Annotated in this window: 19 protein-coding genes; 1 reads left to right on the top strand and 18 read right to left on the bottom strand. The window is 64.4% G+C overall.

Going from position 1 to position 20,380, the window contains the following annotated elements; genetic code table 11:
• Nucleotides 1–126: 126 nt before the first annotated feature.
• The 5 genes from GBJ34_RS21075 to sciP form a co-directional block, all read right to left on the bottom strand.
• Nucleotides 127–249 carry a hypothetical protein gene (locus tag GBJ34_RS21075; protein ID WP_264177067.1) on the bottom strand — a complete coding sequence of 41 codons (123 nt, stop codon included), beginning with the start codon at nt 247–249 and terminating at the stop codon, nt 127–129.
• Between the two features lie 150 nt (nt 250–399).
• Nucleotides 400–2,484, bottom strand: coding sequence for an ATP-dependent DNA helicase RecG (recG, locus tag GBJ34_RS10725; RefSeq protein ID WP_151719263.1), 2,085 nt, complete (start codon nt 2,482–2,484; stop codon nt 400–402).
• On the bottom strand, nt 2,484–4,736 hold the full coding sequence (ligA, locus tag GBJ34_RS10720) for an NAD-dependent DNA ligase LigA (protein ID WP_151719262.1): 2,253 nt from the start codon (nt 4,734–4,736) through the stop codon (nt 2,484–2,486). The genes recG and ligA overlap by 1 nt, the downstream gene beginning before the upstream one ends.
• A gap of 71 nt (nt 4,737–4,807) precedes the next feature.
• The gene (gene ctrA / locus GBJ34_RS10715; protein ID WP_151719261.1) at nt 4,808–5,521 is read right to left on the bottom strand and encodes a response regulator transcription factor CtrA; all 714 of its coding nucleotides are present in this window, start codon (nt 5,519–5,521) and stop codon (nt 4,808–4,810) included.
• Between the two features lie 94 nt (nt 5,522–5,615).
• On the bottom strand, nt 5,616–5,894 hold the full coding sequence (gene sciP, locus GBJ34_RS10710; protein WP_151719260.1) for a CtrA inhibitor SciP: 279 nt from the start codon (nt 5,892–5,894) through the stop codon (nt 5,616–5,618).
• Nucleotides 5,895–6,034: 140 nt separating this feature from the next.
• Between sciP and mnmA the strand changes: the two genes are divergently transcribed.
• The gene (gene mnmA, locus GBJ34_RS10705) at nt 6,035–7,171 is read left to right on the top strand and encodes a tRNA 2-thiouridine(34) synthase MnmA (protein WP_151719259.1); all 1,137 of its coding nucleotides are present in this window, start codon (nt 6,035–6,037) and stop codon (nt 7,169–7,171) included.
• A gap of 134 nt (nt 7,172–7,305) precedes the next feature.
• Here the strand turns inward: mnmA and lpxB are convergent, their stop codons facing one another.
• From lpxB to pyrH, 13 genes are all read right to left on the bottom strand, one after another.
• Nucleotides 7,306–8,430, bottom strand: coding sequence for a lipid-A-disaccharide synthase (gene lpxB, locus GBJ34_RS10700; RefSeq protein ID WP_151719258.1), 1,125 nt, complete (start codon nt 8,428–8,430; stop codon nt 7,306–7,308).
• Nucleotides 8,427–9,227, bottom strand: a complete 801-nt coding sequence (locus GBJ34_RS10695; protein WP_151719257.1) for an LpxI family protein — start codon at nt 9,225–9,227, stop codon at nt 8,427–8,429. The genes lpxB and GBJ34_RS10695 overlap by 4 nt, the downstream gene beginning before the upstream one ends.
• Nucleotides 9,224–10,018: an acyl-ACP--UDP-N-acetylglucosamine O-acyltransferase gene (lpxA, locus tag GBJ34_RS10690; RefSeq protein ID WP_151719256.1), complete on the bottom strand. Its 795-nt coding sequence runs from the start codon at nt 10,016–10,018 to the stop codon at nt 9,224–9,226. The genes GBJ34_RS10695 and lpxA overlap by 4 nt, the downstream gene beginning before the upstream one ends.
• A gap of 4 nt (nt 10,019–10,022) precedes the next feature.
• Entirely contained in the window at nt 10,023–10,484 is a 462-nt protein-coding gene (gene fabZ, locus GBJ34_RS10685; protein WP_151719255.1) for a 3-hydroxyacyl-ACP dehydratase FabZ, read from the bottom strand.
• Between the two features lie 63 nt (nt 10,485–10,547).
• Nucleotides 10,548–11,138: an OmpH family outer membrane protein gene (locus GBJ34_RS10680; RefSeq protein WP_192931190.1), complete on the bottom strand. Its 591-nt coding sequence runs from the start codon at nt 11,136–11,138 to the stop codon at nt 10,548–10,550.
• A 106-nt stretch (nt 11,139–11,244) separates the two neighbouring features.
• Nucleotides 11,245–13,635 (bottom strand): outer membrane protein assembly factor BamA, encoded by a 2,391-nt coding sequence (gene bamA, locus GBJ34_RS10675; protein ID WP_151719253.1) that lies wholly within the window; start codon nt 13,633–13,635, stop codon nt 11,245–11,247.
• A gap of 359 nt (nt 13,636–13,994) precedes the next feature.
• Nucleotides 13,995–14,135, bottom strand: coding sequence for a hypothetical protein (locus GBJ34_RS20545; RefSeq protein ID WP_192931189.1), 141 nt, complete (start codon nt 14,133–14,135; stop codon nt 13,995–13,997).
• Nucleotides 14,136–14,236: 101 nt separating this feature from the next.
• Entirely contained in the window at nt 14,237–15,568 is a 1,332-nt protein-coding gene (rseP, locus tag GBJ34_RS10670; RefSeq protein WP_151719252.1) for an RIP metalloprotease RseP, read from the bottom strand.
• Nucleotides 15,569–15,591: 23 nt separating this feature from the next.
• Complete coding sequence (dxr, locus tag GBJ34_RS10665) at nt 15,592–16,782, bottom strand: 1-deoxy-D-xylulose-5-phosphate reductoisomerase (protein ID WP_151719251.1); 1,191 nt, start codon at nt 16,780–16,782, stop codon at nt 15,592–15,594.
• A gap of 4 nt (nt 16,783–16,786) precedes the next feature.
• Entirely contained in the window at nt 16,787–17,575 is a 789-nt protein-coding gene (locus GBJ34_RS10660) for a phosphatidate cytidylyltransferase (protein WP_151719250.1), read from the bottom strand.
• Nucleotides 17,572–18,249, bottom strand: a complete 678-nt coding sequence (uppS, locus tag GBJ34_RS10655; protein ID WP_404811425.1) for a polyprenyl diphosphate synthase — start codon at nt 18,247–18,249, stop codon at nt 17,572–17,574. Before uppS ends, GBJ34_RS10660 begins: the two co-directional genes overlap by 4 nt.
• A 109-nt stretch (nt 18,250–18,358) precedes the next feature.
• On the bottom strand, nt 18,359–18,922 hold the full coding sequence (frr, locus tag GBJ34_RS10650) for a ribosome recycling factor (RefSeq protein WP_151719248.1): 564 nt from the start codon (nt 18,920–18,922) through the stop codon (nt 18,359–18,361).
• 512 nt (nt 18,923–19,434) lie between these two features.
• Nucleotides 19,435–20,172, bottom strand: a complete 738-nt coding sequence (pyrH, locus tag GBJ34_RS10645) for a UMP kinase (RefSeq protein ID WP_151719247.1) — start codon at nt 20,170–20,172, stop codon at nt 19,435–19,437.
• Nucleotides 20,173–20,380: the final 208 nt, after the last annotated feature.

Here is a 20,380-nt window from a genome sequence, read left to right as displayed (position 1 = left end):
CATGGCTCGCGGCGGCAGTCGCGTATCTGATGGGCAAGATGCGTCGGGACAGTGACGCGGGCATCGCTTGGGGTCGATGCGAGCCGATAGTCAGATCGCAGGCAGAAACTCAAAGACGTGACGGGATCAAACCGTCGCGGGCAGCAGATGCAGCCCGACAATCAAAAGTGCGAAGATAGCAGCGGTGCCGATCGCGTCCTCCACCAGCGTGGACGACCGGGCGAAGATGTTTTTCACTTCCTTCAGCATGGTAACCTCCTCTGCTCTCTGATGCCTGATTGTTCTCATATTGTTCACAACCTGTAAAGAACTTTTTGAGAACATTTCAGAACATATGAGAACAACGCCTCGGAACGCCGCAGGGTTCCGCGCCAAAAGGGTCACAAGTGCTTGAATTGTTTAGCCGACAGAAATCAGCCGGATCGCCCGATCCTGATCCAGCAGCCAGAGCAGGCTGCGCACCGCGCGGCCTCGCGGGCCGGTCAGATCGGGGTCATCCGCCAGCAAACGCCGGGCATCGCTTTGCGCGATATCCATCAAGGCGGTCTGACGTTCCAGATCCGCGATTCGAAATCGCGGCAAGCCGGATTGCGCGGTGCCGATCAGATCCCCCGCCCCGCGCATCGCCAGATCTTCTTCGGCAATGCGGAACCCGTCTTCGGTGTCACGCAAAATGGTCAGGCGGCGCTCTCCGCCCTCGCTCAGCGGGGCCTGATACATCAGCAGGCAGGTCGATTGCGCGGCCCCGCGGCCAACCCTTCCGCGCAACTGGTGCAACTGCGCCAGACCAAAGATCTCGGCCCGCTCGATCACCATGATCGAGGCATTGGGCACGTTCACGCCCACCTCGATCACTGTGGTTGCGACCAGAACCCGGGTTTCCCCGGCGACAAACCGCGCCATCGCGGCATCCTTGTCAGCCGGGGCCATCTGGCCATGCACAAGACCCACGCAATCGCCAAGGGCGGCGCGCAGATGCTCGAACCGGGCTTCGGAACTGGCGTAATCCAGCACCTCGCTCTCCTCGACCAGTGGACAGACCCAATAGGCCTGCCGCCCCTCGGCGATGGCGCGGGCAAGATGGGCCACCACCTCGTCGATACGCTGCGTGGTGATCAGAACCGTCTTCACCGGCTTGCGGCCCGGCGGCTTTTCATCCAGCACCGAGACATCCATATCACCATAGCTGGCCAGCGCGAGGCTGCGCGGGATCGGCGTCGCGGTCATCACCAGCACATCCGCCGCCGCGCCCTTTGCCCCCAGCTCCATCCGTTGCGAGACGCCGAAACGGTGCTGTTCATCCACAATGGCCAGCCGCAAGTCGTTGAAAAACACGTCCTTCTGAAAAACGGCATGGGTGCCGACCAGAACCTTGATCTCCCCCTCGGCCAGCGCCCGCAGCTTTGCCGCCCGTTCCGCCCCCTTGTCGCGGCCGGTCAAAATCTCCAGCCGTTGTCCGGCAAGTTCGGCCAAGGGCTGCAAGCCCTCCAGGTGCTGACGGGCGAGGATTTCGGTCGGAGCCATCAAGACGCCCTGCCCGCCCGCCTCCACCGCCGCCAGCAGCGCAAGAAAGCCGACCAAAGTCTTCCCCGCCCCGACATCCCCTTGCAGCAGCCGGTTCATCCGCTGGTCCGATGCCATATCGGCGGTGATCTCGGCCACCGCACGCCTCTGCGCCGCGGTCGGCTGATAGGGCAGCGCCGCCAGAACCCGGGCCTGCAAGATCCCGGTGCCGCGCGTCGCCTGCCCTTTGCCGCGCCGGGCTTGCAGCCGCGCCAGGGCCAGCGTGATCTGATGCGCGAACAGTTCGTCATAGGCCAGACGCTGGCGCGCAGATGCAGTTGGCGACAGGTCACCTGCCGCCTCGGGGGCATGTGCCGTGCGCAAGGCATCCGCCCAATCCGGCCAGCCTTCACGCGCCTTCAGCGGCCCGTCGATCCATTCCGGCACATCCGGCAACCGCGTCAGCGCGCCCTGCACCGCCCGCGCCAGAACCTTTTGCGTGACACCCGCAACCAGCGGATAGACCGGCTCGAATTGCGGCAGATCGCCAGCCTCATCCGGGGGCAGGACGTGATCTGGATGCACCATCTGCGCCATGCCATCGAAAAACTCGACCTTACCCGAGACCAGCCGCCGCGTGCCCGGCGGCAACAGCTTCATCAGATAGTCGCCACGCGCATGGAAGAACACGAGTTGAAAATCGGTCTCGGCATCCTGCACGTTGATCCGGTAAGGCCGGCCGCGAGTCCTTGGGGGCAGATGCGCGCCGACCTCGACCTCGACCGTGGCAATGGCCGGCAGCATCACCTCGCGCAGCGAGGCGCGGCGCCGCCTGTCCACCACCGAATGCGGCAGAACGAACAGCAGATCGCGCGGACGCTCAACCCCCAGCCCCGCCATGGCCTTGGCCGTCTTGGGGCCGACGCCTTCCAGCGTTTCCAGCCCGGCAAATAGCGGGAAAAGCTCTGCCGGGCGGCTCATCAGGCCTCGCCCGCCAGTGCGATCCAGGCATCCTCGTCGATGATACGCACCCCGTGTTTCTCGGCGTCCTTGGCCTTTGACCCGGCACCCGGCCCGGCAACCAGCAGATCGGTCTTCGCGCTGACCGATCCCGCGACCTTGGCCCCCAAAGCCTCGGCCCGTGCCTTGGCCTCGGCCCGGGTCATCTTTTCCAGAGTGCCGGTGAATACCACGGTCAGCCCCGCCACCGGGCTTTGCGTCGCCCGCGCCTCGGGCGGGATGATCTCGCGCAGTTCCGCAATAAGCGCGTCCACCGCCGCCCGCTCATGCCCGCCCTGCGCCAGCGTGGTGACGAGCGAGGTTGCCAGCACCGCGCCGATCCCCTCGATCGCCAGCAGCCCGGCCCAGGCGGCACGGGCAGCCTCCGGCAGATCCAGCGCGTCAAGGATGTGGGCGCGCGCCTTCGCGATCTCGGCGCGGCGGCCCTGTTGCCCCGCGATGGCGCGTTCCTCGGCCTCGGCCGCATCGGCCTGCAGATGCGCCAGCGCCGCAGGCAGGGCGGCATCGACCGCCTCGATCAGCGCAGGCCAGCTGTTGTAATGGCGCGCCAGATCCTTGGCGGCCACTTCCCCCAGATGCCGGATGCCAAGGCCGAACAGCAGCCGTTCCAACGAGATGCGGCGGCGATCTTCAATCGCCGCGAACAGCTTGTCGGTGCTGCGTTTGCCAAAGCCATCACGATTGGCAAGCTTGGCCAGATTGGCCGCATCGCGCGCAGCCAGTGTGAAGATATCAGCCGGGCTTCGGATCGGAAGAAGGGGGTCGGGATAGAACATCTCGATCTGTTTCGCGCCCAGACCTTCGATGTCAAAGGCATTGCGACTGACGAAATGTTTCAACTTCTCAACCGCTTGCGCAGGGCAGATCAGTCCGCCGGTGCAACGGCGGGCGGAATCGCCCGGCTCACGGATCGCGGGGCTGCCGCATTGCGGGCAAGTCTCGGGAAAGACATAGGGCACCGTGCCCTCGGGGCGGCGGGCCAGGTCGATATCGGCCAGTTTCGGGATCACATCGCCTGCGCGGTACACCTGCACCCAGTCGCCAATACGAAAATCGCGCCCCTCGCGGATCGGCGCGCCAGCCGAATTGCGGCCCGCGATGTAATCCTCATTGTGCAGCGTGGCGTTGGAAACCACGACGCCGCCCACCGTGACCGGCATCAGCCGCGCGACCGGGCTGAGCGCGCCGGTGCGGCCGACCTGGATATCGATGGCCTCGAGCCGCGTCCAGGCCAGTTCCGCCGGGAATTTATGCGCAATCGCCCAGCGGGGGGTCGAGGCGCGAAAACCAAGGCGGCGCTGCAGCGCCAGATCGTCCACCTTGTAGACAACGCCATCGATATCATAGCCAAGCGTTGCGCGTTGCGCCTCGATCACGCGATATTGCGCCAGCATATCCTCGGCACTCGAGCAAAGGCGGGTCAGCGGATTGGTCTGAAAGCCCAACGCGCGCAGGCGTGCCACGGCCCCCGATTGGGTCGAGGCCAGCGGCTCCGACACCGCCCCCCAGGCATAGGCAAAGAACCGCAAGGGCCTGCTGCGGGTGATCTCCGCATCCAGTTGCCGCAGCGATCCGGCGGCGGCGTTGCGCGGATTGGCAAAGATCTTTTCGCCCGCCGCCTCGGCCCGCGCGTTCAGCGCGGCGAAATCGGCATGGGCCATATAGACCTCGCCACGCACTTCCAGCACATCCGGCGCACCGCTGATCTGGTGCGGAATATCCGCGATGGTGCGGGCATTGGCCGTGACATTCTCGCCGGTTTCGCCATCGCCGCGGGTCGCCGCCTGCACCAGCACGCCCATTTCATAGCGCAACGACAGGGAAAGCCCGTCGATCTTGGGCTCTGCCGTGAAGGCAAGCGCACCCTCATGGCCAAGGTAGGAACGGATGCGCGCCACGAAATCCGCCACATCGCTGTCCTCGAAGGCATTTTCGAGGCTGAGCATCGCAACCGCGTGCCGGATCTTGCCAAACCCCTCCGCGGGCGCAGCGCCCACCTGATCCGAGGGGCTGTCATCGCGTTTCAGCGCCGGAAAACGGGCCTCGATCTCCAGATTGCGGCGCTTGAGCGCATCATATTCGGCATCACTGATCTGCGGTGCATCCAGTTGGTGATAGGCAGCATTGGCCTGCAACAGCGCCTTGGCCAGTCGGGCCAGTTCTTGCAGCGCATCACGCTCGGACATTTCACTGACGGGCTGCAACTCGGCCATGGGTTCCTCCGCTCTGGCCCCCAGATTTAGGCAAGGCCGGGCGCGAGGTAAAGCGATCAGGCGCGCCCTGATCACGCCCCAAGGGCAAAGCGGCGATCAATTTCCAAGGGCGTCGGATCGCGCAGCACATAGCCACGGCCCCAGACCGTCTCGATATGGTTCTGACCGCCCGTGGCCTCGGCCAGTTTCTTGCGCAGCTTGCAGATGAAGACATCGATGATCTTCAGCTCCGGCTCATCCATGCCGCCATAAAGGTGATTGAGGAACATTTCCTTGGTCAGTGTGGTGCCCTTGCGCAGCGAAAGCAGCTCCAGCATCTGATATTCCTTGCCGGTCAGATGCACGGTCTTGCCTTCCACATCCACGGTCTTGGCATCCAGATTGACACAGACGCGGCCGGTGCGGATCACCGATTGGGCATGGCCCTTGGACCGGCGGATGATCGCATGGATCCGCGCCACCAGTTCCTCGCGATGGAAGGGTTTGGTCATATAATCATCGGCACCGAAGCCAAAGCCGCGCAGCTTGCTTTCGGTGTCATCGGCACCGGAAAGAATCAGGATCGGCGTCTCGATCCGGGCCAGCCGCAATTGCCGCAGCACTTCATGCCCGCTCATATCCGGCAGGTTGATATCCAGCAGGATCAGATCGTAATCATATAGTTTGGCCAGATCGATCCCATCTTCCCCCAGATCGGTGCAGAAGACGTTAAGATTGGCATGGGTCAGCATCAATTCGATGCTGCGCGAGGTCGTGGGATCATCCTCCACCAACAAGATGCGCATCAGGTTTCTCCGCTCCAGCGCCAAACACATCACTGATACTGCGTGGCAATGGTTAACTGGCGGTTACTCTGCCATGGGCGGAACGAAAAACAACTTAAAGTTGTCGATACTTCTGGATCGCCGTCACTTTCAGGGCCTTTTCGCCGTGCTTTTCCACTGCCTGGCGCCAAAGCGCGAATTCCTCCTCCGACAGGGCATACCGTTCCAGCGCCTCTGTCTCGGCGAGCAGCCCATATTGCACGGCCTTCACCACCACAGCCTTGCGCGAAGCCACCCAGCGGGTGGTATCGGCCGGTGGTAGGTCAGCCCGCGACAGGATGGTCCCATCCGGCAGCGTGATCTGGCGCGGCCCATCAACACGTTTGAGATACATATCCGACCCCTTCTGACTTGCGCCAGTTTCCGCGATCGCGCTTAAACAAGGGTGAAGCCGCATCTTGAGACTGCACAGCATTTTCATATATTGCAGCCTATCGCCCGCGCGCGCTGCGCAGGGCCATCGGACCCGGACCCATGCTCGATCTGCCTTTGAACTCGTTGGGGTTGCCCAAACCCCCTTCCGAGACCCGTGTGGTCGTCGCCATGTCAGGTGGCGTCGACAGTTCTGTCGTGGCGGCGATGCTGAAGGACGAGGGCTATGACGTGGTTGGCGTCACCTTGCAGCTTTACGATCACGGTGCGGCGCTGGCGAAAAAGGGGGCCTGCTGTGCCGGGCGCGATATCCATGACGCGCGCCGCGTTGCCGAGACCATGGGTTTTCCGCATTATGTGCTGGATTACGAGAACACCTTCCGCGAGGCGGTGATCGAGGAATTCGCCGATGCCTATCTGGCAGGGGCGACGCCGGTGCCCTGCATCCGCTGCAACGAGCGGGTGAAGTTCAAGGATCTGCTGGCCACCGCCCGCGATCTGGAGGCCGACTGCATGGCAACCGGACATTACATCCAGCGCAAGATGGGTGATACTGGTGCCGAATTGCATTGCGCGGCCGATGCCAATCGCGACCAGAGCTATTTCCTGTTCTCCACCACACCGGAACAGCTGGATTACCTGCGCTTTCCGCTGGGGCATCTGCACTCCAAGGCCGAGACACGGGCCTTGGCTGCGAAATACGGGCTGCCGGTTGCTGACAAGCCCGACAGTCAGGATATCTGCTTCGTGCCGAACGGCAATTACGCGGCGGTGATCGAGAAGCTGCGGCCCGGCGCGGCAGAGCCCGGCGAGATCGTCGATCTGGAGGGCCGGGTGCTGGGGCAGCATCGCGGCGTCATCCATTACACCATCGGCCAGCGCAAGGGTCTGGGCATCGGGGGCCTTGGCGATCCGGTCTATGTGGTGCGCCTGGACCCCGATCTGCGCCGCGTCGTGGTCGGCCCGAAAGAATCGCTGTCGACCCGCATCGTGCCGGTGCGCGAGGTGAACTGGCTGGGCGATGCGCCGCTCGACAGTCAGGCGGAATGGCATGTGAATGTGAAGGTGCGCTCCACACGGCCACCGCGGCCTGCGGTGATCCGTCCGATCTCGGCGACCGAGGCCGAGGTGGAACTGCTGAACCCAGAAGACGGCGTCAGCGCCGGTCAAGCCTGCGTGTTCTACGCCCCCGAAGGCTCGCGCATCCTGGGCGGCGGCTGGATCTGGCGCGGCCGCTGATCGGATCAGGGCTGCGGGTCGCCTAGGGGCTACGGATTTTCGTCAAGATGATCCGTTCAGGACGCCGGGTTTTCGTCGAAAATGCTCCATTCAGGGCTACGGATTTTCGTCGAAAATCCGTGCGTGCCTCGCGGTCAGAGAACCGAAAGGACCGAACGCGCCGCGCGCAGGCCCGGGGCCTCACCGCCCCGGCCCAAACGTTGCATGGTCAGATCCATCGCAGCCATCTGCGCGGCGCGGGCCGCGCCATTTGCCAGCAGATCCAGAACCGCGGGCGTGATCGTCTCAACGCGACATTCAGGGCCGAGAAACTCCGGCACGGCCCGGCTTTCTGACACCAGATTGACCAGCGTCACCGTATCGATCAGTGCCGCACGCTGCATCAACCAGAAACTGATCGGGTGCAGCCGATAGGCAATCACCATCGGGCAGGCATTGGCGGCCAGTTCCAGCGACACCGTGCCAGAGGCTGCAAGCGCGAGATCGGCGCTCGCAAAGGCCCCGCGCTTCTGGCCCGCATCGGTGATGATCTGGGGCCTGACTGGCCAGGCTGCCGTCATCTCGCGCACCAGCCCCTCTACTGACGGAACAGTGGGCAGCGCCACGCGCAGGCCGGGATGCACCGCCTGCACCCGCGCCAGCACCGCACCCAAGGTCGGCACCAGCCGCGTGACCTCACCGCGTCTTGACCCCGGCAGGGTCAGGATCAGCGGGCCGTCACCTGCAAAGCCCGCGCGTTCCGCCGGGCTTGCCAGCGGTTCTGCCACCACCGGGTGGCCCACGAAATCGCAACTCATCCCGGCGGCGGTCATAAGGGGCGGCTCAAACGGCAGGATCGCCAGAACATGGTCGATCACCTCGGCCATCTTGACCGCGCGCCCCGGTCGCCAGGCCCAGACCGAGGGCGCGACATAATGGATACAGCGCAGATCCGGGCGCGCGGCCTTGACCAGCCGCGCGACGCGCAGACAGAAATCCGGGCTGTCAATGGTCACCAGCGCCCGCGCGCCGGACGCAATCACCGCCTCGGCCGTCTCACGGATGCGGCGCTTGAGGTGGAAATACTTCGGCAGCACCTCGGCAATGCCCATCACCGAAAGTTCTTCCATCGGGAACAGGCTGGTCATGCCCTCGGCCTGCATCATCGGCCCGCCGACGCCGGCGAAACGGACATCCGTTTCCAGCTGCCGCAGACCGGCCATCAGCGCAGCCCCCAGCCGGTCGCCTGAAGGTTCTCCGGCGACCAGAAACAGCGTCATTCCCGCGCCCAGAGGAACAGGCCAAGGCGCGCGGCCTCGGCCAGCATCGCGGCACGGTCCAGCAGCATCACGCCACCCGCCTGAAAGGCGATGCCGGCAAGCCCCGCCGCATGAACGCGCGCGAGCGTATCAAGCCCCAGCACCGGCAGATCGATGCGGCGATCCTGCCCCGGTTTCGGGGCCTTGAAGAAGACCCCGCGCGCGCCATTGGGGTTGGGGCGACGGGCCGTTCTGGCCACAAAGTCCAGCATGGCATCGGTGCCCGGCAGGGCCTCAACGGCAAGGCAAAGCCCCTGCGCCACCACCGCGCCCTGCCCCACATCGACCGCACCAAGGGCGGCCACGATGCTGGCCGCGCGATCCGCGTCGCGCCGGTCAGCGTCACCGGGTTCCCCCACCAGCACGCCCGGCCCAGGCACCAGCTCGGGCAGCAGGTCCTGCGCCGCCACAACGGCGAAATCATGTTCCTCGAACAGCGCCATCACCGCGCGCAGCGTGGCGTCATCACCGCCCTGCATCGCCGCCAGCAGCCGTGGCACCATCTGCGCCGTGGCCGGATCGAACAGCGAAGGGTCAAGCCGCGGGCGCTGCACCGCGCCGGCAAAACAGACCTGCTCCACCCCCTCATCCGCAAGGGCGCGCAGGAAAGGCATCAGCCGTTCCACACGGAAGGTCAAATCTACCGCCAGCCCTTCGGGCGCATAGCCATCCAGCGCGCAGATCAGCGGCGCATTCAGCCCCGCAGCGAGGGTTACAGGCAGGCGGCCCGCGCCCGCAATGATGGCGATCCGGCTCATTTCGGCGTCAGGAAGCTGCGGTCGGTGGCAGCAAGAATGAAATCTGTCATCTCGCGCACATGGACACTTTCGGTTTCATCGGCAAGACGCCGGGTGCGATCCAGAAACGACCCCTCGCCCTGCGCCAGCATCTGATAGGCGGCGCGCAGGGCGGTGATCTCCGACCGCTCCACCCCGCGGCGCTTCAGGCCGACAAGGTTCAGCCCGTCCAGCACGCCGCGCGGCCCTTGCACGAGGCCATAGGGCACCACGTCATTGGTCACCATGGTGACCGCGCCGATGATCGCGCCGCGCCCGACGCGCACCCATTGATGCACGCCCGACAGACCGCCCACGATCACGTCATCGCCAATATGGCAATGCCCGGCAATGGCGGCCTGATTGGCCAGCACCACCCGGTCGCCCACAATCGCATCATGGCCGACATGGCTGCCAGTCATCATCAGCACGTCATCGCCGATCTGCGTCAGCCCGCCGCCACCCTCAGTTCCGGTGTTCAGCGTGGCCCCCTCGCGGATCTTGCAGCGCGCGCCGACCTTCAGACGCGTGCGCTCGCCGCGAAACTTCAGATCCTGCGGCACCTCGCCCACCACGGCACCCGGAAAGATCACCGTGCCCGCGCCCACCTCGGTCCAGCCGGTGACCACGCCATGCGGCTTGACCACCACACCGGGGCCAAGCGTGACCTCGGCACCGATCACGGCAAAGGGGCCGATCTCGCAACCCGGGCCGATTTCGGCACCGGGTTCGATCACGGCCATCGGGTGGATGCGGGTTTCGGTTTCGCTCATGTCATCAGGCCTTCGGCACTTCGATCATGGCCATGAAAGTGGCCTCGCAGGCCAGTTCGCCATCGACCATGGCGCGACCCTCGAATTTCCAGACCTTGCCGCCACCGCGCAGCGCCTTCACATGCAGTTCCAGCACGTCGCCCGGGCCAACCTTGCGGCGGAATTTGCAATTGTCGACACCCATGAAGAAGACCTTGGCGTTCTTGTCCACCAGATCCATCGACAAACCGACCAGAATGCCCGAGGTCTGCGCCATGGCCTCGATGATGAGCACGCCCGGAAAGACCGGCATATCCGGGAAATGCCCGGTGAATTGCGGCTCGTTCATGGTGACGCATTTGATGCCCACGCAGCTTTCATTGACGAAGATGTCGCGCACCTTGTCGACCAGCAGGAACGGGTAACGATGCGGCAGGATCCGCTGGATCAGCGCCATATCGGCAGAAAGCGGGGCAGTCTCGGACATGTAGGTCTCCTGTCGGGGCTGCGCGGTCACGCGGCAGCGGATCGGGTTCGGGTCAGAGGATGGTCAGGGATTGGCGGCAGGCGCCGCATCGGGTGCTGCAGGTCCTGCCCCCAGCACGGCATCGATGCGGGCAATGGCCTGATCGGTGATATCGACCTCATCCAGCGACAGCACCACCGTTGACTTGTCAAGCACGACAGAGGCCCCCAGATCAGCCATCAGCGCCGCAATCACCGGGGCGGCAGCGCGGCCAAAAGTGGCGCGATCCTCCTCGGCCCGGCGCGTGACATCGCGGGCCTTGGTTTCCTGCGCCGCACGGATGCCGCGCACCCGCTCGTCAAAGGCGGCGGCCAGCTTGCGGAACTCGGTCGCAGGCAGGCCCGCGCGTCGGGTGGTCAGATCGCGTTCCTCGGCCTCAAGGGCAGCATCCAGACGCTGGTTCTCGGTTTGCAGGGCGTCACGCTCGGCCTCGCTGCGCGCCAGCATCGCGGCACCGAAAGCCGACCGCAGAAACAGATCCTCGCGCGAGATCACCGCGATGCGGGAATAGGCCTGCGGCGCGACAGCAGGGCCACCACTTCCCGCCTGCCCGCCAGCGTGCTGCGCCGCAAGCGGGCTGGCCAGCAGAGCAAGCGGCAGCGCCACAAGTGTCACAATCGCGCAGCCGCGTTTCCTGCGCCCAAAAGCATGACGGGCGGGGATGAAAGGGCCGGGAAAGCCCCCCCCCCGCATCCCGCGATCTTTCCCCGGGCGCGACATGTCAGAACTTGGTCGAGATCGTCAGGTCGAAGTTCTGTTCCTTGTCGTAATCCTGTTTCGCCAAGGCCTTCGAGAAGTTGAAGCGCAGCGGCCCGATCGGGGTATCCCAGAACACCGAGAAACCAACCGCCGAACGCAGATGGAAACCGTCATCCACCGTGACGCCATTCCAGCCCGCCACGTCATTCAGGCTCCAGACCGAGCCGAAATCGGCGAAAACACCGCCCTTGATGCCATATTCCTCGGGCAGACCGATCGGGAAATCAGCCTCGAACCGCGCGACGGCAAACATATTGCCACCCAGTGCATCGTCAGAGGCCAGATCGCGCGGACCGATCCCTGCCGGCTCAAAGCCACGGATCTTGCTGCCGCCAAAGAAGCGGTCGGTGATGCGGCTGTTTTCGTCATCCAGCATGTGAATGGCACCGCCCTCAAAGATGGCGCGGATCGCGACCTCTTCGTTCCAGACGCGGGTCTCGGCCAGCGCCAGCGCCGTCGCTGTCACCGTATCCAGATCCCCGCCGAGCCCGCCATAATCCACCCCAAAGCGCAGCAGGACACCGCCATTGGGGTTCAACCCGGTCAGACGGGTATCATAGCTATAGGTCATGCCGACGCCCGTGGTCAGCAGCCCGCCACGATCCGCATCGCGCACGATGATGGGGGAAGTGCCAAGATCGAACTCATCCACATCCGTGGTGTCGGGATCGTCGATCCGCCCTGCATAGAGATCCGAAAGTTTGGATTCCTTGGCAAAAATGCGGGTTTCCAGCCGGCCATTCTCGCTGATCGGGAATTCGATGGCCGGAATGATCCCGATCGAGCGGGTATCATAGGTTGCATTGTCATTGTCGGTGACGCGGTAGAAGGCGTTGAACTTGAAACGCAGGTCACGGCCAAGGAATGCGGGTTCGATGAAGGTGATCGAGCTGTCGGTGCTGTCCGAGCCGGTCGAGACGCTGAAGCCCACGGTCTGGCCACGACCGAGGAAGTTGGTTTCCTGCAGGCCGATATTGAAGCCCACACCAGAGGCCACCCCATACGAGGCCCCGAAGGACAGCGACCCGGTCGGCTGTTCCTCGACATCCACGTTCACCACGACCTGATCGGGCGCACCACCCGGTTCGGAATTGACCTTGGCATCGGCGAAGTAGCCAAGTGCGCGGATACGTTCGGCGGATTGACGCACTTCGCGCGGGTTGAAGGGGTCGCCTTCGACCGTGCGGAACTGGCGGCGCACCACCTGATCGAGAGTCGTCGTATTGCCTTCGATATCGATGCGCTCCACGAATACACGGGGGCCGCGCTTCAGGGTGAACGCCACATCCAGCAGGCGGTCCCGCTCATTGCGCGTGATGACCGGCTCGACCGAGACAAAGTTCAGCCCCTTGCGCAAGGCAAGGTTTTCCAGACGCGCAATATTGTTCTCGATCACGGCGGGCGAATAGACGCCGCCCGAAGACACGCGCAGCGCGGCCTCGAACTCGGCCGCGTCCAGCCCCTCGATCTCGCTCACCGCCGAGATGGTGCCGAATCGGAATTGCTGGCCTTCCTGCATGGTGAAGGTCACAAAGACCCCGTCCCGCTCACGCGCGACCTCGGCGGCAGCATCCAGGATCTGCGCGTCGATATAGCCCCGCGACAGGTAGAAATCGCGCAGAAGCTGCTTGTCCAACTCCAGCTGTTCAGGGCGCAGGGTGTCGCGTTTGATGAAGGTGCGCAACAGGCCGGCCTGCTTGGTTTCCAGAACTTGGCGCAGACGGCGGTCGGTGAAGGCGCGGTTGCCGACAAAGGACAGCCGCTCGATTTCGACCGTCTTGCCTTCGGTGATCTCGAACACCAGATCGACCGAATTGGCGGTGCGGCGGATGATCTTGGGGGTCACCGTGGCGGCCAGACGGCCCTGCTCGCGGTACCCCTCGGCAATCGAGGCGGCATCCGCCTCGGCCAATGCGGGCGAATAGACACGGCGTGCCTTGGACTGGATGACGCCCGCCAGCACCTCATCCTTCATCCGGGCATTGCCCTCAAAGTTGATGGCATTGACGATCGGATATTCCTTGACCCGGATCACCAGGCGCGCCCCCTGCGGCTCGATCGCGATTTCTTCGAAGAGCCCGGATTTCTGCAGGCCCTGATAGGCGTCATTCAACTGACCCGCGCTGATGGATTCACCACGCCCGATTCCGGTCAGTTTCACGATTGTCGCGGCGTCGACATTCTGGTTGCCCTCGACGGTGACCGTCGAAAAGCTGTAGCCCTGCGCCCGCGCCTGTCCAAAGATCGGCAGCGAAACCCCTGCTGCGCCAAGGAAAACACTGACAGCCACGCCACGCAGCAACCGGGCCCTGATCCTGCTCCCACGCGACTGCGCCCGCAATGCCTCACCCATGGCCCGTCCTATCCGATGCAAAATGTTGCCACCTGACTAGCTTGAAAGCCCCGCCTTGTCAAAAGGCAGACCAGCATTTGCGGCCCAAGGCGCAGCAGCCACCATAGCTGCGGCAAAGCCCGGTCAGATTGCTGTGAATAGAGGCGATGCGCGGCCGGTATCCGCTGGCAGATCAAGGCCCTGCGGCGCCCAGTCGATCCGCGTGCATCCGCTCAGCGACAATCCCCGAACCTGCCCCCGCGCCGGACCACCAAGCCGGTCCGAAAACGCAAAAAGGGCGCAGCCCCTTGGCGCGCCCTTCAATATTCCTGCATGATGCGGCCAGATCAACCGGACCAGGGGGTGATCCGATCGCGCCGTCAGCGCAGCGGAGCCATTTGCAGACCCAGAAACGCGCCCACCGAAAGCGCCGCACCCAAGGTCGCCAGAACGAAGATCATGTCCCAATTGAGCCCGACAAGATAGCTCAACCCGCGATAGCCTTTGACAACGGTTTGCATCCCGACACCCTCAGTTGTTTCGCCGAAAATAGCCGGGAAATGTGGCAGGATATGGGCGGAAACCCGCCAGCCATTCGGCAGGCGGGGTCAGGTCACGCGCCTCAGGGGCAGAAGATGTCGTTGCGCAGCGCGAACAGCATCAGGCTCAGCAGCAGCGCCAATCCTGTCGCCATCAGAACCCGCATCGCCCCATCTGACGGCGGGCGGCGCATCACCGCCTCATAGGCGTGAAACAGCAGATGCCCGCCATCCAGCACCGGGATCGGAAACAGGTTCATCATGCCGACGGCGGTGGACAGCAGGGCAATGAACCAGATGAAGCTGGACAGCCCCATCGAGGCCGCCGCGCCCGAGGTTTTCGCGATGCCGATGGGCCCCTGCATGTTGCAGGTGGAAATCTGACCCGCCACCATATGCCCCAGCCCCGACAGGCTGGTGGAGATGACATTGCCGACCTGTTTCACGCCCAGCCAGGCACCTTCCAGCGGCCCCGGCACCCGGGTTTCGGGGTCGAACATCAACCTGCCGGACAGGCCAAGCAGCCAGCGGGTTTCAAATCCGCCCTCGGGCTTGGGCAGATCGACGCGCTTGGGCATCACCACCACTTCCATCGGCTGGCCCGCCCGCAGGATCGACAGCGTAACCGGCTGACCATCGGAGGCACCCACGATGTCGCGCATCTGGTTGAAGGCCTGCACGGGCGTGCCATTCAGCGCCAGCACATAATCGCCATCCTGCATCCCGGCCTCGGCGGCGGCCGACAGCGGCTGCACCTGGCTGACCAGCGGCGGGAAAGGATAGGGGCCGGTCACCTCGGTCTGCGCCCCCATGCGTTCCACCCCATAACGGGCGGAAGCGGCGGGCGGCAGCAATTCGATCACGTCCGAGAAGGTCTTGAGGTCCGGGGTCGCGGTGCCATCGACGCTGGTGATGCGGTCGCCCGGCTGCAATTCCTGCACGGCACCGGGGATCGCTGTCAGCTTGCCCACAACCGGCAGATCTGTTGCGATCCCGTTCACCCAGAAGAACGCGGCAAAGATCGCAATCGACATGGCAAAGTTGAAGACAGGCCCCGCCGCCACGGTCGCAGCGCGCGCCCAAAGCGGCGCACCATGCATGGTGTGCCGGCGCTCAGCGGGTGTCAGCGCCGAGATCGCCTCACCATCCTTGCCCGAGGCCGCGTTGCTGTCGCCAAGGAATTTCACATAGCCGCCAAACGGCAGCGCCGCGATCTGCCAACGCGTGCCATGCCGGTCGACCCGGCTGGCCAGAACCGGCCCGAAACCAAGGCTGAACACCTCGGCATGGATGCCGGTCCAGCGTCCGACGATGTAATGGCCATATTCATGCACCGCGACGATCACCGACAACGCCGCAATGAATGCCAGCACCGTCAGGGCGAAATTGCCGAAATCCGGCAGCAAACCGACCATGTTACCCTGTTGTCCCTATCTGCTCAGCCCGCGCGCCGCGCCGTCAACCCGGCGGCACATGCCGCCGCCTTGGCCCGCGCGATCCGGTCCATCTCCCGCACGTCATCCAGCGACAATGGGGCATTTCCAAGACCCCCACCGCCCGAAAGAAAGTCAAGCGTCTCCTCGACGATCCCGGCCATATCGGCAAAGCCGATGCCACCGCCAATGAAATGATCGAGAGCGATCTCTTTCGCGGCATTGAAGGCAGCTCCCGCCAGGCCCCGCACCGCCATCACCTCGCGTGCAAGGCGCAGCGCCGGATAGCGGGTCTCATCGGCCGGGCGGAAGGTCAGGCTGCCAAGCGTGGTGAAATCCAGCCGCGCCACCGGCAGCGCCGACCGCGCGGGCCAGTTCAGCGCATAGCCGATGGCATGGCGCATATCGGCCACGCCCAGATGCGCCATGATCGCGCCGTCACGATAACCCACCATCGAATGGATGATCGATTCCGGGTGAACGATCACCTCGACCTGTTCGGGGGCCACGCCGAAATATTCGCGGGTCTCGATAACCTCCAGCGCCTTGTTGAACATCGACGCGCTGTCGATGGTGATGCGCTGCCCCATTGACCAGTTCGGATGGGCCAAAGCCTCGGCCACGGTGGCGCGCGCCAGCCGCTCCAGCGGCCAGTCGCGCAGCGCCCCGCCCGAGGCGGTCAGCACGATCCGTTCGACCGCCGCCATATCCTCACCGACAAGGGCCTGAAAGATCGCGCTGTGTTCGCTATCCACCGGCAGGATGCGGGCACCATGCCGCGCGGCCTCGGCCAGCAGCAGCGGGCCCGCGGTGACAAGGCTTTCCTTGTTGGCCAGCGCCAGCGTGGTGCCGTGGCGCAGCGCCCGGAAGCCCGGGGCCAGCCCGGCCGCCCCCACGATGGCCGACATGATCCAGTCCGCCGGGCGGTCCGCGGCCTCCAGCAATGCCGCCTCGCCCGCCGCCGCCGGAATGCCGCTGCCCGCAAGCGCCGCGCGCAAGGCGGGCAGGCAATCCTCATAGGCGGTGACCGCGATCTCGGCCCGCAGCTCGCGCGCCTGTTCGGCCAGCCGCGCCACATTGCGCCCGCCGGTCAAAGCAACGGTGTGAAAGGCCTGCGCGCCGCCGCAATGGCGCATAAGGTCAATGGTCTGCTCACCGATGGAGCCGGTGGCACCGAAGATCGAAATCCGCCGCATCCGATCAGCCCCCGACGAAGCCCTGCGGCAGCAGGATGAACAGCAGGATCATCACCAGCACCACGGCAAACGAGAGTGCATCGAACCGATCCATCACCCCGCCATGACCCGGCAAGAGGTTGGAGGCATCCTTGACCCCTGCCCGCCGCTTGATCGCGCTTTCAGCAATGTCCCCCAACTGGCCCGCAAAGGCCACAAGGACGGAAATCCAGATCAGGCTGATCCCGCCATATCCCGCAAGAAAAAAGCCGGTCCCAATCAGCGCCGCGCCAATCCAGCCGGCAACGGTGCCGCTCCAGGTTTTCTTCGGGCTGATTGCTGGCCAGAATTTTGGCCCACCAAGGCTGCGCCCGGCAAAATAGCCCAGCACATCCGAGGTCACCACGACCGTAACGATCCACAGGATCATCACGATGCCCAGCTCGCGCAGCAGCACAAGGCCGATCCCGGTCAGCATGATCAGCAGCGCATAGGCCACATAGAGACCTGGATCACGACGGTTGCCAAAACTGCCCACCAGTGCGGGAACCAGCAAAAGCGCCAGACGGGCATAGCCGGGAATGGTGACCAGCCCCGCCATGGCCACCGCTGCCAGCAGGCCGATCACCGTTGCTGGCACGGTGCCCGGGCCTGCGGTCATGCGCGCAAGTTCCCATGCCATGGCACCAACCGCCAGAATCACCAATGCGGCGAAGGGCACCCCGCCCAGCCAGATTGCGGCCCCCCCGATCACCACCATGACGGCGGCAGAGACGACGCGTGGCATCAGGTCGGTCCAGCTGCCCCCGCTCATGCGCCCACTACCCCGCCGAAGCGACGTTCCCGGTTGCCAAAGCGCGACACGATACGCTCCAGCTCGGCCGGGCTGAAATCGGGCCAGAGCGTTTCGGTGAATTCGTATTCGGCATAGGCCGCCTGCCAGGGCAGGAAATTCGAGGTTCGGGTTTCGCCCGAGGTGCGGATCACCAGATCGGGGTCGGGCAGATCGGCGGTATCCAGATGCTGCGCGATCAACTGGTCGGTCACCTGTTCGGGCTTCAACAGCCCTGCCGCCACAGCCGCCGCGATGTCACGCGTCGCACGGGTGATCTCATCCCGGCCGCCGTAATTGATTGCGATGGTGAAGTTCAGCCGGTCATAGGAAGCAGTGCGCGCCTCGATCCCGGCCATCAGGCGTTGCAGCTTGGGGTCCAGACGCGAGCGGTCGCCGATGAAGCGCATCCGCACCGATTCCGCCGCCAGCCGATCCGCCTCGCGCTCGATATAGCGCGCAAAGATCGCCATCAGCCCCAGAACCTCTTCGGTGGAACGTTTCCAGTTCTCGGTCGAAAAGGCATAGACCGTCAGCCAGCGGATGCCGAGATCGGGCGCACAGCGCACGATCTCTTTCACGCGCTCGGCACCCTTGCGGTGGCCGACCAGCCGCGGCCAGCCGCGTTCGGTCGCCCATCGGCCATTGCCATCCATGATGATGGCGACATGCTCCACCTTGCGGCCGGACCCGGCAATGGCGGCGGTTGAGGCGGTGTCGCGGGTGGCCAAGGATCTGCCCCTCATGCGCGGATCACGCAGGTCCTCAGACCTGCATGATCTCCTGCTGCTTGATTTCCAGCGCCTTGTCGACCTGCACGATATGCTTGTCGGTCAGGTCCTGCACCTCGTCGGACCACATCTTCTGGTCATCCTCGCCCATGCCGGCAGCCTTGGCCTTCTTGATCTGGTCCATGCCGTCACGGCGCACATTGCGGATCGCGACCTTGGCGGCCTCAGCGTAACCCGCAGCGACCTTGGTCAGCTGCTTGCGGCGTTCTTCGTTCAGTTCGGGGATCGGCAGGCGGATCAGCGGCCCGTCGGTGACGGGGTTGATCCCCAGACCGGATTCGCGGATCGCCTTTTCGACCTTGGCAATCATGCCCTTGTCCCAGACATTGATGACCACCATGCGCGGCTCGGGCACGTTGACAGTGCCAAGCTGGTTGATCGGAGTCATCTGGCCATAGGCATCGACCTGGATCGGATCGAGGATCTGGGCCGAGGCACGGCCGGTGCGAAGCGATGCAAATTCCATCTTGAGCGCGTTCATTGCGCCATCCATCCGGCGCTCGATGGCGTCAAGGTCGATCTCGAGATCGTCAGACATGGGGATCCTTCCTAATTCTGCCGACCGGCTTACAGCCGGGAGGTTTACGCTTCTATAAGACATGGCGTCCATCGGGTATAGAGCCCCGCAAGCGGCCTGATCATCTTGCCGCCGATGCAGGACCAACGCGTCCTGCGCCACGGGGCTGCGGCGTTCCGGCGGCCGGCCAACCGGGCACCCGGTCGGGGGATGCGCAAGGCCGGGCGACCTTGTGCCAACTGGATCAGGCTTCGTAGACAAAACGGGCAGCGCCGATCGGCTGTGATGCCCCCCTGTGCCGGGGCGTCAAGCCCGGATGCCGGGGCGTCCCGCAATGCCCGCGCCCAATCCCCTGTTTCCAAAGGCACATTGCCGGTGGTGCCCACATGGTGACACCTTTCCGATGCCGTCATTGCGATCCGGGCCGGGCAAAGCCACAAGGCCCGCATCACGGCGGGCCCTCTCGGGATGTATCGCATCCGGGTGGGGGCACGATTATTCGGCGAAAAATCGCACAGGCCCGGATGCCGGTCTCAGCCGGTGACCTTGGTATAGGTGCCCTCGCCCGCCAGAATGGTGCGGAAGCCGCCCGGCTCATCCAAGCTGAAGACGATGATCGGCAGATCATTGTCGCGCGCCAGCGCAATGGCTGACGCATCCATCACGCCCAGATGCTTGGCCAGGCATTCATCATAGCTGACCGTGTCATACCGCTTGGCATCGGGGTTCTTCTTGGGGTCCTTGTCATAGACCCCATCCACCTTGGTGCCCTTGAAGATCGCCTCGCAGGCCATTTCATTGGCGCGCAGGGTCGCGGCCGTATCGGTGGTGAAATAGGGGTTGCCAGTGCCTGCCGCGAAGATGCAGACGCGCTTCTTTTCCAGGTGGCGCACGGCGCGCCGGCGGATATAGGGCTCGCAGACCTGATCCATCGGGATTGCGCTGATCACGCGGGTAAAGACGCCCATCTGCTCCAGCGCCGATTGCATGGCCAGCGCGTTCATCACCGTGGCGAGCATCCCCATGTAATCCGCGGTGGTGCGTTCCATCCCCTGCGCCGATCCGGCAAGGCCGCGGAAGATATTGCCGCCGCCGATCACCATGCAGACCTCGACGCCCATGTCGCGCACCGATTTCACCTCTTGCGCGATGCGCGCGACGGTCGGCGGGTGCAGGCCATAGCCCTGATCGCCCATCAGCGCCTCCCCGGAAATCTTCAGCATGACGCGCTTGTATTTCACGGCTGGGGTGGCGGCATCGGCAGCGGTCATGGGGGATCCCTTCTGGTTGGCAAATCTGGATTGTGGGGCTTTTGTCGCGGCGCAAAATGTCGGAAAACGGCGCAAGGTTCAACCGGGGACGCAAAGCCTGACGGCGGGAATGGCAAATCGCCGGGCCGGACCAGAGGACAAGCCCGAAAACACCGGCCATCCCACGAATGGCACAGGCGAGGGCCAGCCTGGGCCTTTGGGGCAGGAC

The organism is Gemmobacter serpentinus (genome assembly GCF_008973825.1).
In the GTDB taxonomy this organism is placed as follows: Bacteria; Pseudomonadota; Alphaproteobacteria; order Rhodobacterales; family Rhodobacteraceae; genus Gemmobacter; species Gemmobacter serpentinus.
This window is presented reverse-complemented; position numbering and strand designations above follow the sequence as displayed.